Raw genomic sequence first — 12117 nt, 5'->3', positions numbered from 1 at the left:
CGTATTGAAAAATTACCCGCGCCGGCGCGTATAGCCGCCGTACTGCTCGCGCTTTGGTATACGCTGCCGCACTTCGGTGAGGTGGCTGTGTGGATGTGCGGCTCGACCGTATATTTGTGGACGATGACCATCATGGTCTGGTTTCTTTTGCCGTACCATTTTTCTCTGCGTCCGACACGAACTCTTGCCGACAGTTATTGGGCGGCAGGCGCTATGTTTTTACTCGGCATTCTCGCCGGTTGGGGCGAAGAAAACGCTTCGCTCGCGACCCTGGTCGCGGCGGCCGCTGTGACGCTGTACAGTTGGCGTAAAGGTCAGCGGTATCGGTGGCAGATCGCCGGCGTCGTCGGCAGCGTACTCGGTTTTATCGCGCTGGTCGTCGCGCCCGGTAATTTTGTCCGCGTGGCGGAGGTGTCTGCTTCCATCGGTCGAAGAATCGGCAATCAGTTCGCGGGAAACGGTGAAATGATGCTCTATATTTTGCCGCTGATTTTCATGTGGATGTTAGCCTATCGACAAATCGCGATATCGCGTTACGGACGCAACGCGCCAGCGCCATCCGGATCGAAACGTCCGCTGTATATCGCCGGCGCTCTCGCAGCGGTACTCGCGGTGTCATATGCTACCGACGGTTTTGTCGGGCGTTGGTTTGGCGACGGCTTAATCGCAATCGTTCACGCGCTCGGTTTGCTCAAGCCGAAAACGGTGCGCCTTCTGCAAAATCTCGGTTCCGGCGTCGAAGAGATGGGTCTTTACCTCTTGCTTATTTGGCTCGTGTATCGCCTTTTACGCCGCCGCTTCATGCTCACGCCCGCGGTAACGAAAACCGCCGGCTGGCGGCTGACATTCCGCACGCTTTGGAATCAATATCCCCCCATGCGCTTTTTATTGATTACCGCAGCGCTTGCCGCCGTCAGCAATCTCGCGATGCTCGGCGCGCCGACTTTTCCCGCTCGCGCATCGATGTTCGCCGTGCTGTGCCTGATCGCCGGCACGGTCGGTTTGTATGACGTGCCCGTAGTTCGTCGCACTTTCGCGCGGGAGCAACGTTTCATTGTCGGTATCATTTTGTTGATTACGCTGCCGTTTTTGCTCGGCACATTGTATTTCACCGTGAGAATTTACGAAATCGATCAGGCGCGCATGGCCTATATCCGCGACGCGCGAGCGCAAGGCTATACCTCCGTCGAGCTCGAGGCGCTTCCCTTTACGCAGCGCATGCTGCGCCATATCTTCTATGTGGAACTCGATAACGGCGTTTCCCAATACGGTTTGAAACGCTACTACGGTTTGGAGGAGTTAACGATCCGCAAATAAAAAGAAAAACAGCATGCTATAATGGAAAAAAATGATTCTTTATTTCGAAAGGAGTGGACTCATGTTTCCCGCATTTCGTAAATATACCGCGGCGTTCCTCGCCGCGTGTTTCTTAACGATGCCGCTGGCGGCGCCGGTGGAGGCTTCGTGGGGCGGTATCGGCGCCTCCGTACTCAAAGGCGCGGTAGAAATGGGCATGATTCGCGAGCAATTGCGCGAACTTGACGAAAACGGCCAGGAAGAAGTGCTTGCCAACGCCAAAGAGCAAAGCGGTTACTATGATAATGCCGCCTATCAGGAACGCGCCCAACGCATTTTGGATTCCCTTGTGAAAAGCGGCGTGCCCAAGCGGAAGTATGTGATTTTTGTGAACCCCTCCGATGATATTAACGCGTATTGTACGCTCGCTGCCGTGCTTTCCGTCAACAAAGGCACGCTGGACGTGCTGGACGATCAGCAGTTGGCGTTTGTGCTCGCTCATGAAGTCAGTCACGGCGAACATCGCGACATCGTCAATGGCGTAACCAAAAAGCTCAGTCTTGCCGTCGCCGGCTCCGCCGTTCTTTCCGGCGGTGATTCGTCCGCCGTGCAAACGCTGCTGATGAATTTAGGACTGAATTATATTAACAACGAAGTATTCACGATGGGTCAGGAAAAAGCTGCGGATGACCTCGGTTTTACCATCCTGGAAAAAACGGACTACAATCTCGGCGGCGCGCCGGCCGCGATGCACGCCTTATTGAAAGAATACGGCTCCGGTTTCAAGGACGGCATCGCGCGCGTTATTGCGCCGAACTCGCATCCGCGTAACGAATCGCGCGTCACGGAAGCGGTCAACCGCATGCAGGCGTATTCCGGCAACCGCGTCACCGTCAAAGGCGCCGATGTTATCGTCAACGACAAGACCGTATTGACACCGGTCAAAGTCGGAAATTATGATGCCGAAACGCGCGCGTACTATGTCGCGGGTCGTCTGGCGCGCCTTGTCCGTGATCATAAAATGCAACCGGCGCGATTAGACGGCGGTGCGATTTATGTAGGCAGCCAATCACTGTACACCCTTTCCTCCGGTGAAGACGGCCACGCAATCGTCAATCGTTTGAACGCAGCCCTTACCCCCGAAGCGAAAGCCAAAGAAGTAAAAACGGATACATCTTCCAAAAAAATAAAACAGACAGCGGAAACCAAACCGACCCAAGATATCAAAAAGGCCACGCCGAAAAAAGCTTCGGAGGGCAACATTAAAGATCGCGTCAACGCGATTCTCGGTCGCAAAAACTGATCACAAAAAAAGCGCTTACCTCGGTAAGCGCTTTTTGTTTGCTCTCATTCGTCTGCCGTCCATTTTTTTACCGTCGCTTGCAGCGCGCCGCGAAGTACTAAGCCGTTGCCTGCGTTACTTTTCTGCGCTTGCGTTTCACGCAGCGCGAATTCAATAAATCGCGCCGCCGTCTTCACCGCCTGCGCGAGCGATTCACCGCGCAGCAACGCCGCGAGCAGTACCGCATTGAAATAATCGCCGCTGCCGCTGAAATTCGGCGCCAGACGCGCAAAATCGACAGCGCCCGCGTGACCGTCCGCCGACCGATAATAAATGGTTCCGACGTTCGCGTCAGGATTTCCCGCGCCCGTGATCACGCAAGCGCGCGTCCCCAACGTGCATAAGCGTTCGAGCCATTGCGGCGCGACGTCTTGCTCACACGCGGGATCTTCCCCCAAAAGCAACGCCGCTTCCGTCCAGTTCGGCGTAATGATATCCGCCACCGGCAAAAGAGTGCGCATTTCCGTGACAAGTTCCCGCGGCAATGTGGGATACAAGGCGCCGTTATCCCCCATTACGGGATCCACCAGAATAAACGAACCTTGCGCGCGCCATTTCGGTAATGCGCCCCGCAACAACGCGAATTGTTCCAAACTGCCGAGGCTGTCGATAAAACCGGTCGCCACCGCGGCAAACGTGAAACCCTGTTTCTCCCAAAGCGGCAAGGTCCGCCGCAGATGCTCCGTCAGCGGAAAATAGTCATAGTCTCCGTACTCGAAACTGTGGCTCATTACCGCTGTCAGCAATCCCGACACAGGATAACCGAGCGCGCGCAAAATCGGCTCCAGCACGTTCATATTCGACGCGCCGTGCTCGATGTAGTCATTGATTAAAAGAACGGGCCATGGCGTCATTTTTCTTCCTTCGCATTCGCATTGAGCGCGTCCAATGTCAGCGTAAAGCTCGGCGCAAATGTCGTGAGAAAATCATGTACTTCCGGTACGGTCGATTCTTCCAGTTTTTTACGAATCGTCGCGTACGCTTCATCGAACTCCGGATTGCCCGCGGTGCGTTCCTCGACGCATTTCAAATAGGCGCTGAGCGTATCCGCCGCTTTCGCCAATTCCCACAAGGGATCTTCTTCCGGCATCAAAATATACTCCCGATACGCGTCGCGCAGGTCAGCGGGCAACGTGGCAAATAATTTTTCCACGGCTGCCTGCTCGATCGTGCCGTACATCGCGCGAATATCCTCATTAAAATATTTAACCGGCGTAGGCATATCGCCGGTGAACACTTCGCTGACATCATGGTACATGGCAAGAACGGCCGCCCGTTCCGGATCGACATGACCGCCGTAACGGACATTGCGAAGTACCGCCAGCATATGCGCGATCATGGCCGTCTGCAAACTGTGTTCCTGAATATTTTCCGGCATCGTGTTTTTCATCAGGCCCCAGCGCTTGATGAATTTCATTCGTGCCAAATACGCAAAAAAGTGACTGTGCAATTTATTTCTCCCACAATGACGGCGTCAAATACGCCACCAACTTTGATTTTTTGCCGCGACGCAAATCGATGACCGCGACGCTGCTTTGTTTGAAGGAAAGACTGACCCCGGTCAGTCCGTACAACCACGCTTCCAAAAACGGTTGGTGACTGACGAAGAAGACATGCTCGGGACCGCCGGAGGCCGTCAAATTGATCAGATGATTATCAAGCGGCTCCCAATTGTCACGTGCCAACGCGTACAGCGTCCCGCTCGTCACATCGGTAGCCGCGCGACCGTCGCGCAAGGTCCGCGCCAGAATCTCACCGGTCTGTTGCGTGCGCACCAGCGGACTCAAATAAATGCCGACCGCCTGATCCGGCAGCATTTCCTTCAGGTGACGTCCCATCTTTTCCGTTTCCGCGATGCCGGTATCCGTCAACGGACGATGAAAATTATCCAACGTCGCCCGTTCTTTGACGGCATGACCATGGCGCATCAAGTACAAACGCATGGCTACTCCTCTCCCCGATGCGCGGCATGGTTGAGCCCCTGCTCAAGCAAATGCACCACGTGCGCGTCATCCAAAAAATAGCAGGCATTTTTACCGATTCTACGAAAATCCACCAAGTGCGCCTGGCGAAGAATGCGCAGCTGGTGACTGACCGCGGACGCTTCCATATCAATGGCTTCCGCCAGTTCGTTCACGCAACATTCGCCCTGCCAAAGCACCCGCAAAATTTTCAGCCGCGTCGGCTCGCCGAGCACTTTAAAAATATCCGCCAACCGCAATAGCAGGCGGCGTTTTTCTTCCGTATCCAACGTGCCCGCCAACCAAGCCGCGGCATCATGCGACAATCCGTCCGTACTTGTATTCACTTTCACGCTTTCTTTGCTCCTTCTGTTGTCGGGATAATTTCAACGGTCGCCGGCGCCGCGCTCGTCTGATACCAGCCGGAAAGCGGATGTCCGTCCACATACACTTCCGTGATCACGCCGTGACCGTCCGCCAATTTAAATTCCGCGATGATTTGATGCCGCGGCACGGAAATCGGTTCGCCGGCGGCTTTATGCCGGGCGATTTCCGCGCGCATATCCGCCGCTTCCGGCGACGGTTCCACGCGTGCCAGCTCCGCTTCTTTTTGTTCCACCTGTTCCGGTGTCAAAGGATCAAACGCCATGAATTCATCCCATGGCAGATCCTGTAATTGGTAACCCGGTAAATAGAAACGCATGAACGGGATGGGGAAGGATACCACGCCATTGTCGACGCCCCAAGCGATCGTTTTGATGTAGTCGCCTTGCGCCGGTTTTTTCAGATCCGCGCCCTTCACCATCAGCATGCCGTTTTTATCATGCGCCACGGCGACGTAAATCGTTTCCTGATTCTCCGGTAAATTTTCACCGAGCCATTTGGCTTTGCTCAACGGCTCCGCCACAAAGGGATCGATATCTTCCCGTAAACGGATATCGACATAATCAACACGCGTACCGGCGATAATGGCGGGCGATTGGTACGTGATCCCGTTGTTCAATACTTCTTCAAATTGACTGCGCTCGCTGAAGATGACCCCCAACTGCACCAGCGCGAGGACGAGAAACGCGAGCAGGTATTTCCATTTGGTCGCCATTTATTTATCCTCCTCTTGCTTGTCGCTGTGCCAGGTCGGTCGCGGCGGTAATGACGGCATTTGCGGCGGGCGACGCGGCGGTAAATCCGCGTGCGAAGTCCGCTCTTTCGTTGTCGTCTGCCCGTTCGTTGCCGGCGGCGTCATCGAGTCGCGCATGCGCGGCGGCCGCGCCGATACCGGCGAATGATCCTGCGCAGGCGCGCTGCGTCGAGCCGCTTCCTGCCGACGAGCACGACGCACACGTTGGTTCGTGTGTTCCCGCTGCTTGCGTTGCCATGTGGCCATCGCCAAATGCCCTGCCAAAATCAGCACGCCCATCACGATAAATGCCGTGCCTCGCTGCAGCAAGGTGAACGACTCATCGCCGAGCCGCACCACAATAAAGAGCGCGAGCAAAAACAGCGCGCCGTCCGTACGCCAAAGAGAACTGCGGCGCAAGCCGTTGACCAATAACGCGGCGACGCCGCCCAAATAGTAAATCATAAAGACAATGGCCAAAAAGGTGTAGCCGTAGCCGAGCGCCGCGATAAAAGTCGCCAGCGTCACGCACAAAGGCACGGCCGCGACCGTGACCAGCATGTACTCGCGACGCAGCATCAGACGCCAGCAAAGCACGCCGGTAGCGAATAACAACAATACCAACACAACAATCGGCAATACCTGTGGTACCGCTTCAGATATGTCCACCCATAGCGAGCGTTGCGTGGCCAGCAGCACGCATACCGCCAGAGCGCCGCCGCCCAATATGCGAAACGGCATGCCCCAGCCGGTTTGTTTGCCGACCATCGCCCCGACGAGAAACGTAAACGCGGCAATAATCGTGGCGAGCGCCAAGCTGACAACCGCGACATCCGCCAACGCCACCAGCGCGGCGTAGAAAATCGTCAGCGCATAAATCCAGCTGAAAATCAGCAACGAAAGTTCCCGGAAACCGCCGCGATACAAAATGTAAAAATACGGTGCGGCAAGCGCCAGCCAAATCCATACCTGCTGCGCGCCGAGCCACGCGTTCGTGACGCCTAAAGAGCTCACAAATACGCCCGTCAAAATCAGATAGATCGACGCCAATGCCGTCGAGCGCACAATGTACACCGCGGGCAAGAGCAGCGCAAGCGACCAAATCGCCCACGCGATCTGATTCCACTCCGATAATTGATAAATATCGCCCGCGAGCTGCAACGCTCCGGGAATCGCAATCCCCAAAAACGCGCCGGCCGCCTCGCGCCAAGCGATCGCTTTCGGCTCGAGTGCCAACACGGCCGCCACCGCCAACTGCGCCGCCACCGCCAGCGCGACTACCCAGTTAAAGCGCACGCTGTGCGCCAGCGCGAACGCGACTAACACCGCCGCGAGGACCAGCCAAATAATCCGGCCCCAGCGCAGACCCGGCGCCGCCACTTCACCGTAGCGGGCGCGCAAACGATCGGCCGCCTCCGGTGTCAAAATCCCTTCGCTTACCCATTTGGGAAGCTCTTCATATAGCCAGCGAATACGTTGCTCCATAGGATCCCCCAAGTATTCTTTCTACTAAAAAAGCGGACGGTTGCCCGTCCGCTTTTTTATTTTACAATCAAAACCGGGCATTTCGCGTGGCTGACGATGTAACTCGAAACCGAGCCCATGAAAATGCCTTTCAGCGGCCCTAAGCCGCGGCTTCCCATGACGATCAAGTCCACGTTGTATTTTTCGGCAATCGCGGACAAAGTCGGTCCGGGAGAGCCTACTTCAAAAATGGTCTTGACCGGAATATCCGCCGGCACCATACGAACCAATTTTTCCAGAATCTCTTTCCCTTTTTCTTCCAGATCCTCGGCCATCTGTTCACTGACATAGCCGGAGCCGCTGGGAATTTGATCAAACCCCGAAATCACCGACACCACATTGGCCACATGGCAAATCAAGAGTGTGCCGCCGGACAATTTCACCAGCTCGATGGCATGCTGTAACGCGCGCACACCGTTTTCCGAGCCGTCGGCCGGTAACAGCACTTCATTAAAATGGATCATAGTCCGCACCCCTTCCACCGCTTTATGAGTTGATTAGTTTTACTCATTATAACACAGCTCACGGTGGCCGGCGTTTATTTTACTACCAAAACGGGACGCGTGGCATGATGCAATACGTATTGCGATGCCGACCCCAAAACTAAACCTTTGACGGATCCCAAACCGCGACTGCCGATCACGATCAAATCCGCATTCAGTTCATCCGCCACTGTCAGAATCGTTTCCCGTACATCGCCGACGGCGAAAAACATGCGCAGCGGAACATCTTGCGGAAGCGTCGCCGCTTCGCGGCGTAACCCTTCACGAACCTGCGCCATTTGATGCTCCGGCAAACCCGGGTCGACGCGTTCTTCCGCACCGGGCGTACGGCTTACTTCGACCACGCCCGAATACAAACGCTCCCCGGCGCCCCGGCCAATCAGATTTCCCGCATACAGCCGGTCTTCCAGCACGCTCAACAATTCCAGCTCCGCGTCGAATTTCATCGCCAGCTGCGCGGCTTCATGAAGTGCCCGACGGGCGTTTTCAGAACCGTCCGTTGGCACAAGAATACGTTGCCAAGAACATTTCATTGTCATCCCTCCGTCACTGTTTGATAACCAATACCGGCACTTCCGCGTGTTGCACCACGTAGAACGAAACCGAACCGACCAACATGCTCGCTAGTGTTCCCATGCCGCGGCTGCCCATAACGATCAGATCCGCCTTATATGTGTCCGCCATTTTGAGAAGATCTTCCCGCGGTGAGCCGACGGTATACGCGATTTCGTAATCGATTCCCGCCGGTACATGATCTTTTGCCGTCGCCAAAATTCGGCGTCCGAATTCTCTCTGGTAATCCGTCGTTTCTTTCAATTTGGCTTTTGTATCCGGCTTGTAGTCGACGCGCTCATCCGCTTCGCTCCGCGTGCGCGGCGGTTCAAACCAAGCCGTTGTGAAGTACTGGATATCCATAATATGAGTAAGAATCAACCGGCTGCCGAATTTCTCCGCCAAGGCCACTGCGGCCTCCAATGCAAGCCGGGCGTGTTCCGAACCGTCCAGTGCCACCAGAATCGTCTGATATCTCATTGCTATCCCTCCTTCATATAAATTTAATAACCTTTCTTTTTTCATCATATATCTGTCCGGGTGGAACGTCAAGCCGAGCAAAGCCGGGCAGCCATCGGCGCTCTGTGCAAAAGAGTCATTTTTATTTTACCCGTATGTAAAATTTTTCTTTACTTTGACACAAACCCGTTCAGAAATTGACAACACCCCTCTATGCTTATGGCAAGAAACTAAAGGAGGAAGATCAGGAACATGATGAAACGTACTTTTTTATGGAGCGCGGTTGCGCTCAGTCTGCTTGCCGGAAGCGTTGCGTTCGCCGCGCCGACGCCCGCCATTGATCGTTATACCGTAGAACTGCCCGCTCACGAATATATCACCGCGCCGGGTCAAACGAAACATGCCATCCCCCTCGGCTATGGTTCGGCATTGACCTACAAAGGAACGACTCGTGACGGCGCCATTGAATTCTACGGCGTCACGGATCGCGGCCCGAACTTGGACAGCGTCCAATATCGTGACGGCGATCAAAAGCGCAGCAGTAAAATTTTCCCCGTCCCCGATTACGCGCCGCGTATCGGCATCATTCGCGTCAAAGACGGGAAAGCGACAGTCGTTTCATCATTTTCTTTGAAAAATAAAGCAGGCCAAGACATCAGCGGTCGTCCGATACCGCAAGGCGCTCTTGGTAATACCGGCGAAATCGGCTTGGATCTTCAATTCCGGCCGCTCGCCTATGACAAAAACGGTTTGGATCCGGAAGGACTTGCCGTCGATGCGCAAGGTCACTTCTGGCTGACCGATGAATACGGCCCGTTCCTCGTCGAATACGACAGACAAGGCCGCGAACTTCGCCGCCTTGCTCCGGGCCAAGGTTTACCGAAAATTTTACAGGAACGTCAACCCAACCGCGGCGCGGAAGGTTTGGCGATCACACCCGCCGGTAAATTAATGGTGATGATGCAGAGCACGCTCAACGTCGGCGGCAAAACGAAAAATATTGCCAACTTTACCCGTCTCGTTCTCCTCGATCCGAAATCGGGCGACGTCAAAACATACGCGTACCCGATCACGCCCGGCTCTTATAAAAAGAACTCCGCAATGAAACTCGGCGATATCGCCGCCATCAATGATCACCAATTCCTGGTCATTGAACAGGGTAAAGACGCGCAGGGAACGATGCAAAACCGCATCTACAAAATCGACATCGCGAAAGCGACCGATATTACCGACATGACGTCCGGTCAGAACGCGCTGGAAGCGGATCAAGACGCGCTCGGCAAACGTTTCCAACCGGTGCAAAAAGATCTTTTCCTTGACCTCCGTCAGCATGGCTGGACGGTGGAAAAAGCGGAAGGCATCGTGCTTTTACCGGATAAAAAGACGCTCGCGATTGCGAACGACAACGACTTCGGTATCGCCCTCAAACTCGAAGGCGCAGCCGCCGGTCAAGATGATATTACGGAATATACTTACGATGGCGAACAGCGAATCCTCCGCGGCGCCGACGGCACGCCGACCCGTATTCGGGCGACGATGTCCGAAGGCCCCGACCCCTCGGTGTTGTGGCTGATCCACCTGCCGCAACCGCTTTGATATCCAGGCGCTCCCTTGAAAGCCCGGCCGTGCGGAATCAACACCGCGCGGCCGGATTGCTATTTCCGCGCATTCATCTTTCTTTCTCCTTTTCTAAAGAAAATACATCGCCATTGCGGTGTATTTTCTTTTTATAAAAAATTTCACATAAAGGTACCGGCATTTATTTTGCTGAAATATTTTCAAATCATTTACTTCTTTTCCGTACGTTTTACCATTCATTGTATGCGCCCAAAAACGCGAGAATACCCCGGCGCTCTTTTTTCCATATCGTTTTTGCGCAATCAAAAAGCCCCGTCATATCGGGGCTTTTTATTTTTACCGGTTGCCGATCATGGACGCTAGGAACGCCTGTGTGCGTTCACTCCGCGGGGCAGTGAAAATTTGCTCGGGCGTGCCTTCTTCTTCCACTACGCCGTCGACCATAAATAAAATCTGGTCGGCGACCGAGCGAGCAAAGGCCATTTCGTGCGTCACGAGGATCATCGTGAGTTTTTCTTCCGCGAGCCGCTGAATGGTTTTTAAGACTTCGCCGGTGAGTTCCGGATCCAGCGCGGACGTCGGTTCATCAAAGAGCATGATTTGCGGCTCCATCGCCAAGGCGCGGGCGATGGCGACACGCTGTTTCTGCCCGCCGGAGAGTTGGCTCGGATACACGTCTTTTTTCGCGTAAAGGCCGACGCGTTCGAGTTGCGCTTCCGCCATCGGCAAAATGTCCTGCTTTTTCATGCCTTTGACAATTTGCGGCGCGATCATAATGTTATCCAATACCGTCATGTGCGGAAAAAGATTAAATTGCTGAAAGACCATGCCCATTTTGCGGCAAATCTTTTGAATTTCTTCCGGTTGGGCATACACGCTGCCGGCTTCGCTGTCAGTCGCGAGCGCTTTACCGTCGACCAAAATCGTGCCGCGGTCAATCGTTTCCAAGTGGCACAAGCAACGCAGAAATGTGCTTTTGCCGCTGCCGGACGGGCCGATGACCGAGGTCACGCCGCCGCGCTCGCGCAGCAACGTGCAGCCGCGCAAGACTTCCGTCGTGCCGAATTTTTTATGGATATTTTCCATTTCAATAAAAGCCATACGTGCCTCCTAATCTTCGTACACAGCGAAGTGTTTTTCCAGTCGCGTTAAAATTTTCGTCAGGAAGAACGTACAGATGAGGTAAATCACGCCCGCCACGAAAAACGCGGTCGTATCGAAATCGCGCTGCACGACGCTGCGTGTCAGTCGCATCAAATCGTCCATCGCGAGTACATAGACCAAGGACGTATCTTTCAAGAGAGTAATGGTTTCGTTACCGACCGGAGCGAGAACCCGTTTGACGACCTGCGGCAAAATGATGTAACGCATCGTTTGCGGGTACGTGAAGCCGAGCACCTTGGCCCCTTCATACTGACCGCGGCTGATGTTTTGGATGCCGCCGCGGAAAATTTCCGCAAAGTACGCCGCATAGTTGGCGACGAACGCGATCAGGGCCGCCGTAAAGTCCCCGAACTGTATGGAAACGCCGGGAATGAGCGGCAATCCGTAATAGATGAACAGGATCTGCAGCATCAGCGGCGTACCGCGCATAACGTAAATATAGGCCGCCACGAGTTCGCGGATCGGTTTCCAGCTGCGCACGCGGAAAATCGCCAGCAAAACGCCGAGCGGTAACGATAAGATGATCGTCAGGAAAAAAATTTCCGCCGTCACCTTTAAGCCCGACAACAACGTCGGTAAAATTGAAACAATGTAATCCATTTTCTATCCTCTCTCAGCAAA

At 54.5% G+C, this 12117-nt stretch carries 14 protein-coding genes; 3 read left to right on the top strand and 11 right to left on the bottom strand.

Going from position 1 to position 12117, the window contains the following annotated elements:
• Both RDN69_RS01545 and RDN69_RS01540 read left to right on the top strand, forming a co-directional pair.
• The coding region (locus RDN69_RS01545; protein WP_288218167.1) for a DUF6056 family protein at positions 1-1317 on the top strand (1317 nt) is incomplete at its 5' end.
• Positions 1318-1378: 61 nt separating this feature from the next.
• Positions 1379-2599: a M48 family metallopeptidase gene (locus RDN69_RS01540; RefSeq protein ID WP_024048174.1), complete on the top strand. Its 1221-nt coding sequence runs from the start codon at positions 1379-1381 to the stop codon at positions 2597-2599.
• 44 nt (positions 2600-2643) lie between these two features.
• On the opposite strand, the gene RDN69_RS01535 is transcribed toward RDN69_RS01540, so the two are convergent.
• The 9 genes from RDN69_RS01535 to RDN69_RS01495 all read right to left on the bottom strand — a co-directional run bounded on the left by RDN69_RS01535 (position 2644) and on the right by RDN69_RS01495 (position 8775).
• Positions 2644-3492: a PfkB family carbohydrate kinase gene (locus tag RDN69_RS01535; RefSeq protein ID WP_273259401.1), complete on the bottom strand. Its 849-nt coding sequence runs from the start codon at positions 3490-3492 to the stop codon at positions 2644-2646.
• Positions 3489-4088: a 5'-deoxynucleotidase gene (yfbR, locus tag RDN69_RS01530; RefSeq protein WP_024048176.1), complete on the bottom strand. Its 600-nt coding sequence runs from the start codon at positions 4086-4088 to the stop codon at positions 3489-3491. Before yfbR ends, RDN69_RS01535 begins: the two co-directional genes overlap by 4 nt.
• Before the next feature lies 1 nt (position 4089).
• Positions 4090-4581, bottom strand: coding sequence for a histidine phosphatase family protein (locus tag RDN69_RS01525; protein WP_024048177.1), 492 nt, complete (start codon positions 4579-4581; stop codon positions 4090-4092).
• Between the two features lie 2 nt (positions 4582-4583).
• Positions 4584-4889 (bottom strand): helix-turn-helix transcriptional regulator, encoded by a 306-nt coding sequence (locus RDN69_RS01520; RefSeq protein WP_273259476.1) that lies wholly within the window; start codon positions 4887-4889, stop codon positions 4584-4586.
• Positions 4890-4948: 59 nt separating this feature from the next.
• Positions 4949-5698: a hypothetical protein gene (locus RDN69_RS01515; protein ID WP_024048179.1), complete on the bottom strand. Its 750-nt coding sequence runs from the start codon at positions 5696-5698 to the stop codon at positions 4949-4951.
• Positions 5699-7201 (bottom strand): DUF2157 domain-containing protein, encoded by a 1503-nt coding sequence (locus RDN69_RS01510; protein WP_288218166.1) that lies wholly within the window; start codon positions 7199-7201, stop codon positions 5699-5701.
• 56 nt (positions 7202-7257) lie between these two features.
• Positions 7258-7704 carry a universal stress protein gene (locus tag RDN69_RS01505; protein WP_024048181.1) on the bottom strand — a complete coding sequence of 149 codons (447 nt, stop codon included), beginning with the start codon at positions 7702-7704 and terminating at the stop codon, positions 7258-7260.
• 74 nt (positions 7705-7778) lie between these two features.
• Positions 7779-8276 carry a universal stress protein gene (locus RDN69_RS01500; protein ID WP_024048182.1) on the bottom strand — a complete coding sequence of 166 codons (498 nt, stop codon included), beginning with the start codon at positions 8274-8276 and terminating at the stop codon, positions 7779-7781.
• A gap of 13 nt (positions 8277-8289) precedes the next feature.
• Positions 8290-8775 carry a universal stress protein gene (locus tag RDN69_RS01495; RefSeq protein ID WP_034437022.1) on the bottom strand — a complete coding sequence of 162 codons (486 nt, stop codon included), beginning with the start codon at positions 8773-8775 and terminating at the stop codon, positions 8290-8292.
• 231 nt (positions 8776-9006) lie between these two features.
• Here RDN69_RS01495 and RDN69_RS01490 point away from each other — a divergent pair, with 231 nt between their 5' ends.
• A complete protein-coding gene (locus tag RDN69_RS01490) occupies positions 9007-10350 on the top strand; it encodes an esterase-like activity of phytase family protein (RefSeq protein WP_034437023.1) in 1344 nt (447 codons plus the stop codon).
• Positions 10351-10668: 318 nt separating this feature from the next.
• Here RDN69_RS01490 and RDN69_RS01485 read toward each other — a convergent pair whose 3' ends face one another.
• Positions 10669-11433, bottom strand: coding sequence for an amino acid ABC transporter ATP-binding protein (locus tag RDN69_RS01485; RefSeq protein ID WP_024048185.1), 765 nt, complete (start codon positions 11431-11433; stop codon positions 10669-10671).
• Between the two features lie 9 nt (positions 11434-11442).
• Positions 11443-12096: an amino acid ABC transporter permease gene (locus RDN69_RS01480; RefSeq protein ID WP_024048186.1), complete on the bottom strand. Its 654-nt coding sequence runs from the start codon at positions 12094-12096 to the stop codon at positions 11443-11445.
• Positions 12097-12117: the final 21 nt, after the last annotated feature.

It is taken from the genome of uncultured Negativicoccus sp., from assembly GCF_902480485.1.
In the GTDB taxonomy this organism is placed as follows: Bacteria; Bacillota; Negativicutes; order Veillonellales; family Negativicoccaceae; genus Negativicoccus; species Negativicoccus succinicivorans.
The sequence above is the reverse complement of the archived record's forward strand: the minus strand, read 5'-3'. Positions and strand labels throughout refer to the sequence as shown.

Coding starts and splice junctions, on each gene's coding strand:
- RDN69_RS01540 (WP_024048174.1), top strand. CDS start 1,379: ATGTTTCCCGCATTTCGTAAATATACCGCGGCGTTCCTCGCCGCGTGT.
- RDN69_RS01535 (WP_273259401.1), bottom strand. CDS start 3,492: ATGACGCCATGGCCCGTTCTTTTAATCAATGACTACATCGAGCACGGC.
- RDN69_RS01525 (WP_024048177.1), bottom strand. CDS start 4,581: ATGCGTTTGTACTTGATGCGCCATGGTCATGCCGTCAAAGAACGGGCG.
- RDN69_RS01515 (WP_024048179.1), bottom strand. CDS start 5,698: ATGGCGACCAAATGGAAATACCTGCTCGCGTTTCTCGTCCTCGCGCTG.
- RDN69_RS01510 (WP_288218166.1), bottom strand. CDS start 7,201: ATGGAGCAACGTATTCGCTGGCTATATGAAGAGCTTCCCAAATGGGTA.
- RDN69_RS01505 (WP_024048181.1), bottom strand. CDS start 7,704: ATGATCCATTTTAATGAAGTGCTGTTACCGGCCGACGGCTCGGAAAAC.
- RDN69_RS01500 (WP_024048182.1), bottom strand. CDS start 8,276: ATGAAATGTTCTTGGCAACGTATTCTTGTGCCAACGGACGGTTCTGAA.
- RDN69_RS01495 (WP_034437022.1), bottom strand. CDS start 8,775: ATGAGATATCAGACGATTCTGGTGGCACTGGACGGTTCGGAACACGCC.
- RDN69_RS01490 (WP_034437023.1), top strand. CDS start 9,007: ATGATGAAACGTACTTTTTTATGGAGCGCGGTTGCGCTCAGTCTGCTT.
- RDN69_RS01485 (WP_024048185.1), bottom strand. CDS start 11,433: ATGGCTTTTATTGAAATGGAAAATATCCATAAAAAATTCGGCACGACG.
- RDN69_RS01480 (WP_024048186.1), bottom strand. CDS start 12,096: ATGGATTACATTGTTTCAATTTTACCGACGTTGTTGTCGGGCTTAAAG.